This is a genomic window from Streptomyces sp. NPDC004065, from assembly GCF_044903565.1.
In the GTDB taxonomy this organism is placed as follows: domain Bacteria; phylum Actinomycetota; class Actinomycetes; order Streptomycetales; family Streptomycetaceae; genus Streptomyces.
In genome coordinates, this window is sequence record NZ_JBJDQT010000026.1 from 1 (window position 1) to 17304 (window position 17304).

The following is a 17304-nucleotide window of genomic DNA, read 5'->3' on the forward strand; positions in this document are numbered from 1 at the left end:
GCGGTACATCGCCCGAGAGATCTACCAGCTCATCACTGCTTCAACCACGAATGGCCGTCAGCTCACAACTGCCGCTTGACATCCATAAGAGCATCACCCCGGCCCCCCACTGACACCCCGCGTCCGTCGGCCGGTGACACCCGGGCCCGCGCCCCGGCCGGGGCGTGTGGCGGGGGCCGGGCGGGGCACTCGGGGCGGGCCCGGTCAGCGGGCCCCGCGCGACGAAGGAGGCATCCATGGCGGCCGAGGAACGGTCCAGCGACAACCGGGAGGACGTGCCACTGGGCGGGTACGCCACGCTCGCGGCCACCTTCACGGGGGCCACGGCGCTGTTCACCGCCGTGGCGCGGAACCGGGGCGTACGGCTGCCGGAGCACGTCCCGCCGTGGGACGTGGCGCTGCTGGGCGTGGCCACGTTCAAGGCGTCCCGGCTGGTGTCCAAGGACAAGGTCACCAGCTTCCTGCGCGCCCCCTTCACCCGGCGCACCGAGGAGATCCCGGCCGGCGAGATGATGGACGAGCCGCGCGGCACCGGTCTGCGGCGCGCGGTCGGCGACCTGGTGTCGTGCCCGTTCTGCACGTCCGTGTGGGTGGCCGGCGCCCTGGTCGCCGGATACGCCTGTGCTCCCCGCGCCGTACGCCTGATGTGCGCGGGCCTGGGCGCGGTCACCGTGGCGGACTGGCTGCAGTACGCGTGGAGCTTCACGGAGCAGAAGGCCGAGGGCTGAACCCGGTCCGGCGCTCCTCCCGCACCACCGGCGCTCCTCCCCACCACCGGCGCCGCCGCCTCCGGTGCGCCACCCCGGCCCCGCTGCCCCGGCCCGCGCGCCCCGCACGCGGTCCGCCGTGAGCCCGTGAGCCGCCAATCGGCGGTAATCGGCCCGGGGCCGCGCGGGACGGGGCGCGTGGTGGTACGGATCCCAGGGGCGGGTGTGCGACGAGGGGAGCGCGGGTGGTCCGGGTACTGGTGGTCGACGACGAGGCGCTGGTCCGCACCGGGTTCACGCACATCCTCGACGCGGCGGACGACATCGAGGTCGTCGCCGCGGTCACCGGGGGCCAGGCGGTCCGGACGGTGCGCGAGTCGCGGCCCGACGTGGTGCTGCTGGACATCCGGATGCCCGACGTGGACGGGCTGACCGTGCTCGCCGAATTGCGCCGGCTGGCAGAGCCGCCGGTCGTGGCCATGCTCACCACGTTCGACACCGACGAGTACGTGGCCAGCGCCCTGCGCTCGGGCGCGGCCGGGTTCCTGCTGAAGGACACCGACCCCGAGCAACTGCCGTACCTGGTGCGCGCCCTGGCCGAGGGCGGGACGGTGCTGTCGTCCCGGGTCACCCGCACGGTGGTGGACGGCTATCTCGGTCAGCCGGGCCGCGAGCCCGCCGCACGGCTCGTGGCCCGGCTGACCGAGCGCGAGCGCACCGTCCTCACCCTCATGGCCGAGGGGCTGGCCAACCATGACATCGGCGTACGGATGCATCTGAGCGCCGGCACGGTCAAGGGACACGTCAGTGCCGTGCTGGGCAAGCTGGGGGTGGGCAGCCGCGTCCAGGCGGCCCTGATCGCCGAGCGGGCCGGCCTGCTCGAGCCGCCGCGGGACGAGGACACCCCATGAGGGACCGCAGGGCCCCGGCCGCGCTGCTGGACGCCGCCCTCGTCCTGGCCTCGCTCGCGGACGCCTATGTGCACGTCGACCTCACCGACCAGCCGTCCATGGCCTTCGCGCTGCTCGCCGCGTTCGCCCTCGGGCTGCGCCGCAGGCTGCCGCTGGTGACCTTCGTGCTCACGCTGCCGGCCACCATGGTCACGGACGCGGTGATCGCCACCATGGTGGCGCTGTACACGCTGTCCTCCCTCAACCGGCACCGCGTCCTGCTGGCCGCCTGCGCGCTGACCTACACGGTCGCCGACTTCATGCCCTGGCCCTGGTCGTCCCTGCGGCCCACCGAGCTGACCCGGACGGACAACCTGTTCCATCTCAGCTACACCCTGGCCACCGCCGCGGCGCCCGTCTTCCTGGGCCAGCTGGTCCAGGCGCGGCGGGACCTCTCCCTGCGGCTCGCGGAGATCTCCGCGGCGCGCGAGCACGAGCGGCTCATGGCCGCCCAGAGCATCCTCGCCCAGGAACGGGCGCAGCTCGCCCGGGAGATGCACGACGTGGTCTCCCACCAGGTCAGCCTGATCGCCGTACAGGCCGGGGCGCTCCAGGTGGGCAGCCGGGACCCCGCGACGGCGGCGGCCGCGGCCACGATCCGTCGGCTGAGCGTGCAGACCCTGGAGGAACTGCGGCACATGGTCGGCGTGCTGCGCGCCTCGGGCAGCCGGCCGACGGAGCTGACCCCGCAGCCCTCGCTCGCCGCTCTGCGGCGCCTGGTCGACGGCAGCGGCATCGAGGTGAAGCTGGAGGCGGACCTGCCCGACGGGCTGCCGCCGCCCGTGCAGCGCGCGGTCTACCGCACGGTGCAGGAGGCCCTGACCAACGTCCGCAAGCACGCGCCCGGCGCCACGGCGACCGTCCGCGTGCACCGCAGGGGCGACACCCTGCGCACCACGGTCACCAACACCGCCGCCGCCCGTCCGGCGATTCCGCTGCCCAGCGCCCATCACGGCCTGGCCGGGCTGAGGCAGCGCGCCGAACTGCTCGGCGGCACCGTCACCAGCGGCCCGACCGCCGACGGCGGCTGGGAACTCCGCCTGGAACTGCCCGTCCGGGACCCAGCGTGACGCCACGGCGTCCACCCGGCGGAGGCGGCCGACGGCACCGTGTGCGGCGGCCGGGCACAGGGCGCCGAGCGGTGACCGCCGGCGGCCCCGGCGCCGTCCCCGGCCCGGCCGGCGCGGGTGACCGGGGCCGGGCGCCCGACCGACGCGGGCGCCACCGGCGCCGTACCGGCGGGCGCACCGCGCAGGGCGCGCGCACGTGCACGTGACCTTCGGTGCCGCAGGGCCGATACTGCGGGTAGGAGTGTCCCGATCCGACCACCGTCCCGCACTGTCCACCACCGCCCCGCACAGCCGCGACCGGCGACGGCCGCTCGTCCGGTCCGGCCCAGCCCACGCGCAGGTCCACCCCAGGCCCGCGAAGCCACAGCTCACCGGGAGGTACCGATGAAGATGCTGATCAACGTCGCCGAGACCGTGGTGGCGGACGCGCTGCGTGGCATGGCGGCCGTCCACCCCGAGCTGGCCGTCGACGTGGAGAACCGGGTCGTCGTGCGGCGTGACGCACCCGTGGCCGGGAAGGTGGCCCTGGTGTCGGGCGGCGGGTCGGGGCACGAGCCGCTGCACGGCGGCTTCGTCGGTCCCGGGATGCTGTCGGCGGCGTGTCCGGGCGAGGTCTTCACCTCCCCGGTGCCCGACCAGATGCTGCGCGCCGCGGCGGCCGTGGACAGCGGCGCGGGCGTGCTGTTCATCGTGAAGAACTACACCGGCGACGTCCTCAACTTCGACATGGCGGCCGAACTCGCCGAGGACGAGGGCATCCAGGTCGCCAAGGTGCTGGTCAACGACGACGTGGCGGTGACCGACAGCCTCTACACGGCCGGGCGGCGCGGCACCGGCGCGACCCTGTTCGTGGAGAAGATCGCGGGCGCGGCGGCCGAGGAGGGACAGCCGCTGGAGCGGGTGGAGGCGGTCGGCCGGCAGGTCAACGAGAACTCCCGCAGCTTCGGCGTGGCGCTGAGCGCGGTCACCACACCGGCCAAGGGCACCCCCACCTTCGACCTGCCGGCCGGTGAGCTGGAGCTGGGCATCGGCATCCACGGCGAGCCGGGCCGCGAGCGGCGGCCGATGATGACCTCGGGCGAGATCGCCGAGTTCTCGGTCGGCGCGATCCTCGACGACATGCCCCCGCGCAACCCCGTGCTGCTGCTGGTCAACGGCATGGGCGCCACTCCGCTGCTGGAGCTGTACGGCTTCGCGGCCGAGGTGCACCGGGTGCTGGCCGAGCGCGGCGTGGCCGTCGCCCGCGCCCTGGTCGGCAACTACGTCACCTCCCTGGACATGGCGGGCGCCTCGGTCACCCTGTGCCAGGTCGACGAGGAGCTGCTGCGGCTGTACGACGCGCCGGTGAGCACGCCCGGTCTGCGCTGGGGCATGTGACCGCGCGGCCCGCGCCCGCACCGTACCTACCACGCAAGGGAGACCCAGTGCTCGACGCCGACTTCTTCCGCCGTTGGATGACGGCGACCGCCGCGTCCGTCGACCGCGAGGCGGACCGGCTCACCGCCCTCGACTCGCCGATCGGGGACGCCGACCACGGCAGCAATCTGCAGCGCGGGTTCACCGCCGTACGGGCGGCGCTGGAGAAGGAGGCGCCGCAGACGCCCGGGGCCGTCCTGACCCTGGCCGGGCGGCAGCTGATCTCGACGGTCGGCGGTGCCTCGGGACCGCTGTACGGGACGCTGCTGCGCCGGGCCGGCAAGTTGCTCGGGGACGACGCCGAGGTCAGCGAGGAGCTGCTGGCCCAGGCGCTGCGGGCCGGGGTCGACGGGGTGATGACGCTGGGCGGGGCGGCGCCGGGCGACAAGACCATGGTCGACGCGCTGGTGCCGGCCGTGGACGCGCTCGCCGACGGGTTCGCCGCGGCACGGGACGCGGCCGAGCAGGGCGCCGTCGCGACCACCCCGCTGCAGGCCCGCAAGGGCCGGGCCAGCTATCTGGGCGAGCGCAGCATCGGGCACCAGGACCCGGGCGCCACGTCGTCGGCGCTGCTCGTCGCGGCGCTGGCCGAGACGGCGGAGGCCGGCCGTGAGTGACGAGAAGATGGTCGGGGTCGTACTGGTGTCGCACAGCGCGGAGGTGGCCGCCTCGGTGGCCGAGCTGGCCAAGGGCCTGGCGGGCGGCGGCACCTCGGTGCCGGTGGCTCCGGCGGGCGGCCGGGAGGGCGGCGGACTCGGCACCAGCGCCGAGCTGGTCGCCGCCGCCGCCGCGTCCGTCGACCGGGGCGCCGGCGTGGCCGTGCTGACCGACCTGGGCAGCGCCATCCTCACCGTGAAGGCGCTGCTCGCCGAGGGCGACGAACTGCCGGGCAACACCCGTCTGGTGGACGCGCCGTTCGTCGAGGGCGCGGTCGCCGCGGTGGTCACGGCCGCGACGGGGGCCGACCTCGACGCGGTGGAGGCGGCGGCCGCGGAGGCGTACGGGTACCGGAAGGTCTGAGCCGGACAGGCGTGGACGGGCCGGAGAAGCCCCGTGCCGGGACGGCGCTCGGCGGCTGCGCGGCGCGGCGTGGGAACGCTCGCTGCGGGAGCCGCAGCGCAAGAACGCAGGAACGGGAACGCTCGGCGCGGGAGCGCCCCATGTGGGGGGCCGCGGAAGCGGAAGGGGCGGAACGGTGCCGTGAGGGAGCGCGAAGGGCGGCGCGGGTTCAGCGGGCGCGCCCGCTGCCGCCCTCGACCAGGCGCCGTGCCAGCCGCTCCCCCGCCGCCACGGCCGCCGCCTGGTCCTCGATGGAGCCGACCCTGGCGTTCTTGAAGACGATGTAGGTCACCTCCGAGCAGACCCCGCCGGTGCTCGGGTCGGCGGGGATGCCCAGGCGCCGGGCGGTGGCGTAGGAGGCCTCGCCGATCAGGTCGCGCGGTCCGGTGTCGCCGACGACCGCGTACTGCACCCGGCCCCGGTAGACGACGGCCGCCACCGATCCCGCGCCCACCCCGTGGCGGCGGTGGTTCCAGATCCGGCTGGGGGCGGGCAGCACGATGTAGGGCAGGCGTTCGGCGTTCAGCCGCCGGCCGTCGGACTGCTGGTAGGCCGCGGCCGGGGAGAAGTGGGGGTCGGTGCGGCGGTTGCAGCGGGCGGTGGGCCGTCCGTCGCAGTCGATGTCCATGTCGGCCTTCCAGAAGACGGCGCCGCTCAGGCCGCACACCGGGATGGTGGCGCGGGCGCCGGCGTCCGGACGGTAGCGGCCCCGGGAGACCTGCCGGCACTCGCGCACCCGGGCCAGCAGGTCGGCGGCGCGGACGGCGCCCTCGGGGCGGCTCCCGCCGCGTGAGGCGCGTTCCACGCGGACGGCGCGCTCGGTGCGCAAGGCCCGCTCCTCGGGGACCGAGTGGTGCACGGTGTCGGCGGGAAGCGTCGTCGGGGCGAGCAGAGCCGTGCTCGCCGCGACGAGGCTCAGCGACTGGACACGCACGATGAAGGACCCTCTCCTCGGGGACATGGACGGACATTCATCCCATAGCGGATGAAATCGGTCGTGCGGCCCCACGTTAGGGGACCGGACGGCGCAAGGCCCGTAATGCCTTCCGGAGGGCCGGGAGCCGGAGCCCGTGCGGGCCCGGCCCCCGGCCGCCCGTGCCGGCGCGGGTTCAGCGACGACAGCGTTCCGCGCCGCAGCGCGAACTCACCGCTGGACGGCGGGAGTTCGGCCGAGGGAAACTCCAGCATACGGAACCCTCGCCGGACCCCGGCAAGGACCGCCCCGACCGCCCCCCTTGTCGCGACCCGCCGACGGCGCGATATTGGTCCGGACCATTGCGCGAGCGGTGTGCGGACGTGTCCGCGCCGCCGTTGAGGGAGGCAGACCTCGTGCGACGCGTTCCCGCCCCCGCACCGCCCGGCCCCGGGGCCGCCGCGCGAGTCGTCGTCGCGTGCGCCGTGCTCGCGCTGCTCGGCGCCTGCGCCCCGGGTGCCGCGGACGACGGCGCGGACGGCGGACCGCCCGGGGCGCCGACCGGCGTCATGGCGGTGGCGGGCAGCGCGACCAGCGTGCACGTCATGTGGAACGCGCTGTCCGGCCGCCCGCGCATCCGCGCCTACGAGGTCTACCGCGGGACCACCAGGGTGCGGACCGTGCCGGCGTCCGAGCACATGGTGGACGTCGTCCGGCTCCGGCCCGCGACGGCGTACGTCTTCACCGTGCGCGCCCGTGCCGAGGACGGCCGGCTCGGGCCGCGCAGCCGCCCGGTGCGGGCGGCCACCCCGGCCGCGGCCGCGGCGGACCACTCGGCCCCGGCCCGCCCCCTCGCCCCGCACGGCAGGGTCCTGGGCGGCCGGGCCGTCCAGCTGTCCTGGTCCCGGCCCGCGGACCACCGGGACGTGGTCTCCTACGACGTCTACCAGGGCGGCACGAAGATCCACAGTGTCGGTGCCGGCCAGACGGCCACGGTGCTCACGGGCCTGCGGCCCGGCACCCGCTACTCCTTCACCGTCCGCGCCCGCGACGCGGCCGGCAACCTCTCCCCGGCCACCGCGCCGGTGCGCCTGACCACCGCGCCAGGCTCCGACGACGGCCGCGGCACCGCGCCGGCCGCCTTCCGGGCCGGCACCCACCTGAGCGACGGCGCGTACTACCTCGATCTCGGGTGGGTGCCGCCGCGCACCGGCGGGGTGGTGACCCAGTACCAGATCGAGCTCGACGGGCGCCCGGCCACCTCCCTCGTCTGGGGCGGCGGCGCACCGCGGGGGAAGGCCTCCTACAGCTTCTACCTGGGCCGTGACGCAGGGGTCACCCACCGGGTGCGCATCCGGGCGATGCTGCCGGACGGCACCTGGGGCGGCTTCTCCCCCGAGCGCACGGTCACCACCGGCACGGGACCGCGGTAGCCGCCAGCGCTCGCGGGGCGGGCTGCGCCGGACGGGCGACCGGATCACCCGACCGGGCGCGCGCCGGGTGCGGCCGGCGCCGCGAGGACGTTGGCTGCCGTTGAGGCACGGGCGTTTCCCTATCCGCGGCGGCACTTGGGATGGACCGCCGACCGTGCCACCGGAGGACAGTCCCATGCGCCACACCCAGCAACTGCTCCGCTCCGGATCCCTCGCGGCAGCCACCGCCGCGCTCACACTCGGCCTCACCGCAGGCCCCGCCCTCGCCGGGCCGGGCATCTCCGTGAGCACCAGCGGCCGCACGGTGTCGGTGACCACCAGCGCCTGCACCCTGGTGGACGGCAGCTGGGGCACGGCCTCGCTGCTGGCCGCCGGCCAGGCCAACTTCAACCAGGGCCGCCAGGTGGCGCTGACGGGGACGAGCGCCAGCCAGACCGCCGCCTGGCAGAACGTCGGACCGGGCACCTACACGGTGATCGTGATCTGCTCGAACAGCATCACGGCGGGCAGCCAGTCCGTGATCGTCACCGGTGGCACCTCCACGGGTCCCACCATCTCCGCCACCTCCGCGCCGGCCCGCACAGCCGCTCCGGCCGGCACCTCCGCCCCGTCCCGAGGGGTGATGGGCGGCGTCGGCGGGGGCAGCAAGGACTACGGCACCGTCACCCTCGCGGTGGGCGGCACGCTCGTCGGGGCCGCGCTGATCGCGACCGGCTGGGTCCTGCGCCGCCGCTCCAAGCCGTACCGGCTCTGAGCCCGGGCGGCACGGCGACCGGCCCGAAGCCCGGGCGGCACGACGACCGGCGTCGGCACCCCGCAACCTGCCGTCCGACCCCGCGCGGCCCCCAGGGGCGCGCGGGGTTCCGCGGCCGGGGACGGGTCCGACGGGAGCCGGCGCGTCCGCGCCAGAAGGGACGGGTCCCGCGCATCGGCGCTAGGAGGCCCCGCCCTCCGCCCGGCCCGTGTCCCCCGGCCCGCCCCGCGCCGGCTCGTCGTCCCGCAGCGCGGCGAACTGTTCGAGCGCGTGCGTGAGCCACCCCGTCCAGAAGGTCTCCAGGTCGATGCCGGCGCGCAGCACCAGGTGCCGCAGCCGGTCCTGGGCGCTGTCCCGGCCGGGCGGGAAGTCGCGCTTCTCGATGGCCCGGTACTCCGCCAACTGCTTCTCGTGCAGGGCGAGATGTCGCCGTAGATCGGCCTCCAGGCCCTCGGTGCCGACCACGGCCGCGGCGCGCAGCCGCAGCAGCAGGGCGTCGCGGTGCGGCTTCGGCTCCTGGGGTGCGGCGGTCCAGCGGGCCAGTTCGTCCCGGCCCGCCGGCAGCACCTCGTAGCTCTTGCGCTGCCCGCGGGCCGGCTGCTCGGCCGGCAGCGCGCGGATCAGTCCGTCGGACTCCAGCCTGCCCAGCTCGCGATAGATCTGCTGATGCGTCGCCGACCAGAAGTACCCGATCGACTTGTCGAAGCGGCGCGTCAGCTCCAGCCCCGACGACGGCTTCTCGAGCAGGGCGGTGAGGATCGCGTGCGGGAGTGACATGGGATCATCCTAGGGAGCGGTCCGCGCGCGGTCGCGTCCCCCTACAGCGCCGCCGCCAGCTCGGTTCCCTGCTTGATGGCGCGCTTGGCGTCCAGCTCGGCGGCCACGTCCGCGCCGCCGATCAGGTGCGCGCGGCGCCCGGCGGCGACCAGTTCCTCGTACAGGGCGCGGCGCGGCTCCTGGCCGGTGCACAGCACGATCGTGTCCACCTCCAGGACGGTGCTCGTGCCGTCCACGGTGATGTGCAGCCCGGCGTCGTCGATCCGGTCGTAGCGCACGCCGGGCACCATGGTGACGCCGCGGTGCTTGAGCTCGGTGCGGTGGATCCAGCCGGTGGTCTTGCCGAGGCCGGCGCCGACCTTGCTGGTCTTGCGCTGCAGCAGGTGGACGGTGCGCGGCGGGGCGGGCCGCACGGGCGCGGTCAGTCCGCCGGGCGCGCGGTAGTCGGTGTCCACGCCCCAGGCGCGGAAGTACGCCGCCGGGTCCTCGCTCGTCTTGTCGCCGGCGTCGGTCAGGTACTCGGCGACGTCGAAGCCGATGCCGCCGGCGCCGAGGATCGCCACCCGGTCGCCCACGGCGGCGCCGTCGCGCAGCACGTCCAGGTAGCCGAGGACGCGCGGGTGGTCCACGCCGGGGATGTCGGGGGTGCGGGGGGTGACGCCGGTGGCGACGACGACCTCGTCGTACTCGTCGAGGTCCGCGGCGCCCACCGGGGTGTTCAGCCGTACGTCGACGCCGTGTGCGTCCAGCTGGTGGCGGAAGTAGCGCAGCGTCTCGTCGAACTCCTGCTTGCCGGGGACCTTGCGGGCGACGTTGAGCTGGCCGCCGATCTCGTCCGCGGCGTCGAACAGGGTGACCCGGTGGCCGCGTTCGGCGGCGGACACCGCGCAGGCGAGGCCGGCCGGGCCGGCGCCGACGACGGCGACGGACTTGGCGCGGCGGGTGGGCGAGAGCACCAGCTCGGTCTCGTGGCAGGCGCGCGGGTTGACCAGACAGGAGGTGATCTGCCCGCTGAAGGTGTGGTCGAGGCAGGCCTGGTTGCAGCCGATGCAGGTGTTGATGGCCTCGGGACGGCCGGCGGCGGCCTTGGCGACGAAGTCCGGGTCGGCGAGCATGGGGCGGGCCATCGACACCATGTCGGCGCAGCCGTCGGCGAGCAGCCGCTCGGCGACTTCGGGGGTGTTGATGCGGTTGGTGGTGACCAGCGGCACCGAGACCGCGCCCATCAGCTTCTTCGTCACCCAGGTGTAGGCGCCGCGCGGCACGGAGGTGGCGATGGTGGGGATGCGGGCCTCGTGCCAGCCGATGCCGGTGTTGATGAGGGTCGCGCCGGCGGCCTCGACCGCCCTGGCGAGCGTGATCACCTCGTCCAGGGACGAACCGCCGGGCACCAGGTCCAGCATGGACAGCCGGTAGACGACGATGAAGTCCTCGCCGACCGCCTCGCGCACCCGGCGGACGATCTCGACGGGGAAGCGCATCCGGTTCTCGTAGGAGCCGCCCCAGCGGTCGGTGCGGTGGTTGGTGGCCGCGGCGGTGAACTCGTTGATGAGGTAGCCCTCGGAGCCCATGATCTCCACGCCGTCGTAGCCCGCCCGGCGGGCGAGGCGGGCGGTGCGGGCGTAGTCCTCGATGGTGCGCTCGATGTCGGCGTCGGTGAGCTCGCGCGGCACGAAGGGGCTGATGGGGGCCTGGAGCGGGCTGGGGGCGACGAGGTCGCGGTGGTAGGCGTAGCGGCCGAAGTGCAGGATCTGCAGGGCTATCCGGCCGCCCTCGCGGTGCACCGCGGCGGTGACCGTCTCGTGCTGCTCGGCCTCCTCCTCGGTGGTGAGCCGGGCGCCGCCCTCGTAGGGCCGTCCCTCGTCGTTGGGGGCGATGCCGCCGGTGACGATCAGGCCCACTCCCCCGCGGGCGCGGGCGGCGTAGAACTCGGCCATGCGCGCGAAGCCGCGCTCGGCCTCCTCCAGGCCGACGTGCATGGAGCCCATCAGGACGCGGTTGGGCAGGGTGGTGAAGCCCAGGTCGAGCGGGCTCAGCAGGTGCGGGTAACGGCTCATCGGCCCCTCCGTGCGCGGTGTCGTCACCCGTAGTTGTAGAGGAGGGGGCCGCCTTGTGCAACTAGTTGCAAAACATCGCGACGCACATCACCCGCCGCGGACCGTACGGCGGCGGCCGGATCACCCGCGTGGGCGTACGGCCGCCGCGCCACCGCCGGGTGCCGCTGCCGGAACGGGCAGGGGCTCAGCGGCTCTCGAGGCGGACGTGCAGCTCGCGTTCCTGGTCGCCGGAGGCGCCGCACAGGTCCTGGACGGTGAACAGGGAGTCCAGGGCGGTGCGGAAGCGCTCGATGGCCCAGTAGCCGCCCTGCACGTCGGCCGTGACGGAGGCGTCCAGCCGGGTGGGGCCGCGGCCCGCGTCCCGGGCGTCGGCGACGTCGTAGGTGCCCAGCCACACCGTGGGGCGTACCTCGTGGTAGTCGCGGGGCACGTCGTCCGCGCACCGGTCGGACGAGAAGCACGCGCACAGGGCGTCGAACACGATCCGGGCGTCCTCCTTGGAGCATCCGCTCAGCTCCACCGAGACGGATTCCGGGTGCGCTCGCTCAGTGTCCATGGTGATCGCTCCTCTCGTGGCCGCGCCGCGGTACCGCACGGGGTTCCCCCGGAGGGCGCGCGCCACCCTCACAGCAAAGCACCACCTCCCGTGGCGGCACCACCGCTCGCCGTCCGGGGCCGCCGTCCGGGCTCATCGTCCGGGCTGACCGTCCGGGCGACTGAGCGGGACGGGCGGCCCCGTGTTGAGAGATGGTGGAGGCAGACAACGGACCGTCCCGCCGACGAGTGCGCACGCGGTACAACAGACAGTGCCCGCACCGGACGACGGCGGGCCGCGTGTGGACGGGCGAAGGCGGTGCGTGGGATGACAGCAGCCGGGGCTCCCTCGGCCCAGGGCGATGAGCCGGTGCGCGGGCCGGTGCGGCCCAGCGGGCTGCTGGACGTGCTCGGTGTGGCCTCGGTGGTGCTCGACGCCGAGGGCCGCATCGTGCTGTGGAGCCCGCAGGCCGAGGAGTTGTTCGGCTACTCGGCGCAGGAGGCGCTCGGCCAGTACGCGGCCCGGATCATGGTCGACGAGGAGTACCTCGAGCTGGTCGTCAAGCTGTTCGCCGATGTCCTGCAGACCGGCGAGGGCTGGGCGGGGGCCTTCCCCATCCGCTGCAAGGACGGCAGCACCCGGCTGGTGGAGTTCCGCAACATGCGCCTGCTCGACGACCGGGGCAATGTGTACGCGCTGGGGCTGGCGGCCGACCAGTCGACCGTACGGCGTCTGGAACGCGAGGTCGCGCTGTCGGCGCGGATGGTCTCGCAGTCCCCGATCGGGCTGGCCTTCCTGGACACCCGGCTGCGGTTCGTGTCGGTCAACCCGGCCATGGAGCGGATCGACGGGGTGTCGGCTGAGGACCACGTGGGACGGACGGTCCCCGAGGTGCTGCCGCAGATCGACATCGCCACCGTGGACGACGCGCTGCGCCAGGTGCTCCGCACCGGGCAGCCGCTCGTCGACGTCTTCTCCCTCGGCAGGTCCCCGGCGGACCCGGACGAGGACCACGCCTGGTCCGTCTCGCTGTACCGGCTGGAGGACGCCGCCGGCACCGTGCTCGGCGTGGCCCTCTCGATCGTGGACATCACCGAGCAGTACCGGGCCGGTCTCGAGGCGGAGGCGGCACGCCGGCGCCTGGCGCTGATCGCGGACGCCTCCGCCCGTATCGGCACCACCCTGGACCTGGAGCGCACCGCCCGGGAACTGGCCGAGGTCGCCGTGCCCGAACTGGCCGACGTGGCGGCCGTGGACCTGCTCGAGGCGGTCGTCGAGGGCCGCCGCAGCAGCCTGGGACCCGCCGAACCCGCGGTGATCCGGGCCCTGGCCGTACGGGCCGACCACGCCGCGGACGCCCTCGAAGCGGCCGACGCGCCCGGCGACACCACCAGTTACGGCCCCGACCGCCTGGTCACGGAGTGCGTGCGCACCGGGCGTCCGGTCCTGGTGGCGCGGGTCAAGGACGAGGACCTGGGCCGGATCGCCCGCTCACCGGAGGCGGCGGTGCTGCTGGGCCGCGCGGGCGTGCACTCGTATCTGGCGGTGCCGCTGATCGCGCGGGGCGAGGTGCTGGGCGCGCTGGACCTCAAGCGGACCCGCAATCCGCGGCCGTTCAGCGAGGACGACGTCCTGCTGGCCCGCGAACTGGCCGCCCGGGCGGCCGTGCAGATCGACAACGCCCGCTGGTACCAGAACGCCCGCGACACCGCCCTCACCCTGCAGCGCAGCCTGCTGCCCAGCCATCCGTCCGTGACGGGCGGGCTGGAGGTCGCCTCCCGCTACCAGCCGGCGGGCGCCACCAGCGAGGTGGGCGGTGACTGGTTCGACGTGATCCCGCTGGAGGGCGACAAGACGGCGCTGGCCGTCGGCGACGTCATGGGCAGCGGCATCAGCGCCGCCGCCACCATGGGACGGCTGCGCACGGCGACCAAGGCGCTGGCCTCGCTGGACCTCGACCCCGCGCGGCTCCTGGAACACCTCGACCGGATCACCGACGGCCTGGACCACTCCATCGCCACCTGCCTGTACGCCGTCCACGACCCGCATCTGCGGCAGTGCCGGATCGCCAACGCCGGTCACCTGCCCCCGGCCCGGATCCGGGTGGGCCGGCCCGCGGAGCTGCTCGACCTGCCGACCGGCGTCCCGCTGGGCGTGGGTGGCATCCCGTTCGCCACCACGACCGTCGACCTGGAGCCCGGAGACCAACTGGTGCTCTACACCGACGGCCTGGTCGAGACGCGCCGCGAGCCGCTGGACGAACGCCTGGACATACTGCTGAGGTTGCTCGACGGCCCGTCCCGCCCGCTGGAGGAGCTGTGCGACTTCCTGCTGCGCACGCTCCACCAGCCGGACAACCACGACGACGTGGCCCTGCTCGTCGCCCGCTCCCAGCCGCTGGCCTAGCTAGATAGGGGCGTGTTGCGAAAGCAGCGCCGCCCCTGGCTGTACTGCCCGGCCGGCGGCCGCCGTGTCACCGGCCGGCCGCCCGCCGGCTCCGGATCACGTCGGACGGACGCCCAGCACCACGTGGGCGCACAGCTCCTCGGAGACGGCCAGGCGTGGCTCCAGGCCCGCGCGCGCGAAGGCGTCCAGGGCCGCCGGGGCCTGGCGCTCGCTCGTCTCCACCAGCAGGCAGCCGCCGGGCGCCAGCCACTCGGGCGCCCCGGCGGTGACCCGGCGCAGGACGTCGAGCCCGTCCGGTCCGCCGTCGAGGGCCGTCACCGGCTCGTGGTCGCGGGCCTCCGCGGGAAGCAGGGCCACCTCGCCCGTGGGCACGTAGGGGACGTTGGCGGCGAGGATGCCGACGCGGCCGCGCAGCGCGGCGGGCAGCGCCCGGAAGAGGTCGCCCTCGTGGACCAGGCCGCCCGCGGGGCCGATGTTGCGGCGGGCGCAGCGCACCGCGGCCGGGTCGACGTCGGCGGCGTGCAGCTCGAGGGGGCCGAGCGAGGCGGCCAGCGCGGCGCCGACCGCGCCGGACCCGCAGCACAGGTCCACCACGACGGACGCGTCCGGTACCGCGGCCGCGGCCTGGTCGACCAGGAACTCGGTACGGCGGCGGGGCACGAAGACCCCCGGCTCCACGGCGATGCGCAGACCGTGGAACCGGGCCCAGCCCAGGACCTGTTCCAGGGGCAGACCGGCGGCGCGCCGGTCGACGAGGGCCGCGAGCTCGCCGGGCGTGCGCGCGGCGGCGAGGATCAGCTCGGCCTCCTCCTCGGCGAACACGCATCCGGCGGCGCGCAGGACGGCGGCGACGGCGGCGGGCGAAGCCGGTGACGGAGGCGAGGGCGCCGGGGAGGACGGTGCGGGCGGGTGCGCCGGCGTGGGAGAGGAGGAGGACGGCGGAGGAAGCGCGGACATGAGGACGACGACCTTTCGGGAGCCGAAGGGCGCTCCCGCGGCCGGCTACGGACGGTGATCCGCGCCGGTTCGAGGTGAGAGCACCCGGCCTGACACAGCGGTGATGGGTCTCACCTCCTCGTCCTTCCATGACCGGGACCTTCCACGGCCGCAGGTCACCCTACCCCAAGGCGCTCGGGCCCAGACGGCTTTTCCGGCCGGTCGGTTGTACTCTGCAACCGGAGGAGCCGGGAGGTGTTCCGTGACAGCGCAGGGACCGGACGGGGACGCCGTCACCCGCGACGCGGGCACGGCGGTCGAGACCATCCAGCGCGAGATGACGATCTTCGCCCGGCGGGCGCGCGCGCTGGCCGGGCGGATGCATCCCGAGCTGTCGCTGGTGTCGTACACGCTGCTCGGCCATCTGGAGGAGAGCGGCGGCTGCCGCGCCACCGATCTGGCGGCGCACTACGCGCTGGACAAGTCCACGGTGAGCCGTCAGGTGGGCGCCCTGCAGCGGGCCGGGCTCGTCGAGCGGCGCCTGGACCCGGAGGACCACCGGGTCCACGTGCTGCATCTGACGGACGCGGGCCGGCGCATCCTCGCCCAGGTCACCGACCGCCGCCGCGCGGCCTACCGCGAGCGGCTGGCGGACTGGCCGGCCGAGGACCTGGAGCGGTTCGCCGGCTATCTCACCCGCTACAACGCCTGGCCCCCGCGGGACGACGGCGCCTGACCGGGCCGGGCGACAGCGCCCGACCCGACCCGACCGGGCGACAGCGCCTGACCTGGCCGGACCACGGCGCCTGACCGGGCCGGACGACGACGTCCGGCCGGCCGCCCGGGACCCTCAGCCTCCCGGGACCCCCAGCCACCGGGGACCCCCAGCCGCCGGGACCTTCACCCCACCAGCCCCGCGTCCGGCGCCCGGCATCCTCACCCCACCGGCGCCACGGCCGTCGCCCGTCCGCCGGCCAGGTGCTCGGGGGCGCGGGCCGCGAGGAAGGCGGTGCGGCGCCGCAGCCGGAAGCCCAGCGACTCGTACAGCCGGAGGGCGCCGGTGTTCCCGGCGGCCGCGTGCGGGAAGGGCGTCTCGCCGCGCTCCCGGATGCCGTGGGCGACCGCGAGGATCAGCCGGCTCGCCAGGCCCTGCCCGCGGACGGCGGGGTGGGTGCAGACCGCGCTGATCTCCGTCCAGCCGGGCGGGCGCAGCCGCTCCCCCGCCATCGCCACGAGGACGCCCTCACGGCGTATGCCCAGGTAGGTGCCCATTTCGATGGTGCGGGGCAGGAACGGACCGGGGTGGGTGCGGGCGACCAGGCCGAGCATCTCGGGGACGTCGGCGGGCGTGAGCCGGGCCGCCTCCGGGTCGGGGGCCGCGGCCAGGCCGTCGTCCACGTACTGCACCCCCTCCACCGCGGAGGTGATCTCCCAGTCGGCGGGCACCCGGCCGCGGAAGCCCAGCAGCGGGATCTCCGCGCCGGGCCCGCACAGGGCCGCGAGGTCCGCCCAGTCGGCGGCGACGGGGTCCTCGGGCAGGGCCAGCCAGGGCGAGACGTCGACCTGGTAGCGCAGCACCCGGCCCCGCCGCTCGGCGAAGCGGGCGTGGTGCGGGCCGGTCAGGGCGGCCAGGGGCGGGCGCGTCGAGGACGTGCCGCCGCGCCGGCCCGGCGGTGGACGCGGTCATCCGGCGACCCCGGTCACGACCCCGGTCACGACCGCGGTCACGCTCTCGCCGCGGGCGTGGCCGCCGTCGACGGCGCGCGGGGCCTCACCGGCCCGCTCCCGCGGGAACGTGCGCGTCACCGCCGGGGCCGGCCGGCTGCGGCGGGCCGGCTGGGTCCCCGCGTCCGGCACGGGGGCGGTCCGGGCCCGGGGCGGCCGCACCCCGCCCGGCGCCGCCACGTCCGCCGGGGAGGCGCCGGCCGGCGCCTCGGTCTCCGGGCCGCCGTACCGGGTGAGGACGTACGCCTTCGGCATTGCTTCCACTCTCCTTCGCTGCCACCGCGGCACCGGCCGCCGGGGCCACCGAAGCCGGTACGACACGTGCGAGTGCCGTCCGGGGGCGGCTGTTCCCGGTCACCCCTGGAGCGTTCACACGGCCTTCATCAGGGCGGGCGCCCCCGCTGCCCCGGCACCCCCCGGGAACGCGTACGGTTGAACCCGCAAGGAACCGCAAGGAACCGCAAGGCCCGCGAGGGACCGCGAAGAACCGCAAGGAACCTCCCGCCCCGCTCGCGGGAGCCGTACCGCTCGACCAGCGGGCCGCCGTGCGCACGGCGGTCTGGAGG

16 protein-coding genes and 1 pseudogene are annotated in these 17304 nt (G+C 75.4%); 10 read left to right on the forward strand and 7 right to left on the reverse strand.

Annotated elements, in window-relative coordinates; translation table 11 throughout:
• Positions 1-236: 236 nt before the first annotated feature.
• From ACI2LW_RS24805 to ACI2LW_RS24830, 6 genes are all read left to right on the forward strand, one after another.
• On the forward strand, positions 237-728 hold the full coding sequence (locus ACI2LW_RS24805) for a DUF1360 domain-containing protein (protein ID WP_404733397.1): 492 nt from the start codon (positions 237-239) through the stop codon (positions 726-728).
• 224 nt (positions 729-952) lie between these two features.
• Complete coding sequence (locus ACI2LW_RS24810; protein WP_404733398.1) at positions 953-1618, forward strand: response regulator; 666 nt, start codon at positions 953-955, stop codon at positions 1616-1618.
• Complete coding sequence (locus tag ACI2LW_RS24815) at positions 1615-2727, forward strand: sensor histidine kinase (RefSeq protein WP_404733399.1); 1113 nt, start codon at positions 1615-1617, stop codon at positions 2725-2727. Before ACI2LW_RS24810 ends, ACI2LW_RS24815 begins: the two co-directional genes overlap by 4 nt.
• Positions 2728-3111: 384 nt before the next feature.
• Positions 3112-4104, forward strand: coding sequence for a dihydroxyacetone kinase subunit DhaK (gene dhaK, locus ACI2LW_RS24820; protein WP_404733400.1), 993 nt, complete (start codon positions 3112-3114; stop codon positions 4102-4104).
• A gap of 47 nt (positions 4105-4151) precedes the next feature.
• Complete coding sequence (gene dhaL, locus ACI2LW_RS24825; RefSeq protein WP_404733401.1) at positions 4152-4760, forward strand: dihydroxyacetone kinase subunit DhaL; 609 nt, start codon at positions 4152-4154, stop codon at positions 4758-4760.
• Positions 4753-5163 (forward strand): PTS-dependent dihydroxyacetone kinase phosphotransferase subunit DhaM, encoded by a 411-nt coding sequence (locus ACI2LW_RS24830; protein WP_404733402.1) that lies wholly within the window; start codon positions 4753-4755, stop codon positions 5161-5163. Before dhaL ends, ACI2LW_RS24830 begins: the two co-directional genes overlap by 8 nt.
• Before the next feature lie 208 nt (positions 5164-5371).
• On the opposite strand, the gene ACI2LW_RS24835 is transcribed toward ACI2LW_RS24830, so the two are convergent.
• Complete coding sequence (locus ACI2LW_RS24835) at positions 5372-6136, reverse strand: glycoside hydrolase family 75 protein (RefSeq protein ID WP_404733487.1); 765 nt, start codon at positions 6134-6136, stop codon at positions 5372-5374.
• 395 nt (positions 6137-6531) lie between these two features.
• On the opposite strand from ACI2LW_RS24835, the gene ACI2LW_RS24840 reads away from it, so the two are divergent.
• Positions 6532-7548: a fibronectin type III domain-containing protein gene (locus ACI2LW_RS24840; RefSeq protein ID WP_404733403.1), complete on the forward strand. Its 1017-nt coding sequence runs from the start codon at positions 6532-6534 to the stop codon at positions 7546-7548.
• A 175-nt stretch (positions 7549-7723) separates the two neighbouring features.
• The gene (locus tag ACI2LW_RS24845) at positions 7724-8302 is read left to right on the forward strand and encodes a hypothetical protein (protein ID WP_404733404.1); all 579 of its coding nucleotides are present in this window, start codon (positions 7724-7726) and stop codon (positions 8300-8302) included.
• A 180-nt stretch (positions 8303-8482) separates the two neighbouring features.
• Here ACI2LW_RS24845 and ACI2LW_RS24850 read toward each other — a convergent pair whose 3' ends face one another.
• The 3 genes from ACI2LW_RS24850 to ACI2LW_RS24860 form a co-directional block, all read right to left on the reverse strand.
• On the reverse strand, positions 8483-9079 hold the full coding sequence (locus tag ACI2LW_RS24850; protein WP_404733405.1) for a PadR family transcriptional regulator: 597 nt from the start codon (positions 9077-9079) through the stop codon (positions 8483-8485).
• A 41-nt stretch (positions 9080-9120) separates the two neighbouring features.
• Positions 9121-11136 (reverse strand): FAD-dependent oxidoreductase, encoded by a 2016-nt coding sequence (locus ACI2LW_RS24855; RefSeq protein WP_404733406.1) that lies wholly within the window; start codon positions 11134-11136, stop codon positions 9121-9123.
• A gap of 184 nt (positions 11137-11320) precedes the next feature.
• The gene (locus tag ACI2LW_RS24860) at positions 11321-11692 is read right to left on the reverse strand and encodes a hypothetical protein (RefSeq protein ID WP_404733407.1); all 372 of its coding nucleotides are present in this window, start codon (positions 11690-11692) and stop codon (positions 11321-11323) included.
• Between the two features lie 306 nt (positions 11693-11998).
• On the opposite strand from ACI2LW_RS24860, the gene ACI2LW_RS24865 reads away from it, so the two are divergent.
• A complete protein-coding gene (locus ACI2LW_RS24865) occupies positions 11999-14077 on the forward strand; it encodes a SpoIIE family protein phosphatase (RefSeq protein ID WP_404733408.1) in 2079 nt (692 codons plus the stop codon).
• A 96-nt stretch (positions 14078-14173) separates the two neighbouring features.
• Here the strand turns inward: ACI2LW_RS24865 and ACI2LW_RS24870 are convergent, their stop codons facing one another.
• The gene (locus ACI2LW_RS24870) at positions 14174-15034 is read right to left on the reverse strand and encodes a putative protein N(5)-glutamine methyltransferase (RefSeq protein WP_404733409.1); all 861 of its coding nucleotides are present in this window, start codon (positions 15032-15034) and stop codon (positions 14174-14176) included.
• Positions 15035-15350: 316 nt separating this feature from the next.
• On the opposite strand from ACI2LW_RS24870, the gene ACI2LW_RS24875 reads away from it, so the two are divergent.
• Positions 15351-15749: a MarR family winged helix-turn-helix transcriptional regulator gene (locus tag ACI2LW_RS24875; protein ID WP_404733488.1), complete on the forward strand. Its 399-nt coding sequence runs from the start codon at positions 15351-15353 to the stop codon at positions 15747-15749.
• A gap of 200 nt (positions 15750-15949) precedes the next feature.
• Here ACI2LW_RS24875 and ACI2LW_RS24880 read toward each other — a convergent pair.
• Positions 15950-16700 (reverse strand): annotated as a pseudogene (locus ACI2LW_RS24880) (GNAT family N-acetyltransferase).
• Complete coding sequence (locus ACI2LW_RS24885) at positions 16697-16993, reverse strand: hypothetical protein (protein ID WP_404733410.1); 297 nt, start codon at positions 16991-16993, stop codon at positions 16697-16699. Before ACI2LW_RS24885 ends, ACI2LW_RS24880 begins: the two are co-directional and overlap by 4 nt.
• Positions 16994-17304 lie beyond the last annotated feature (311 nt).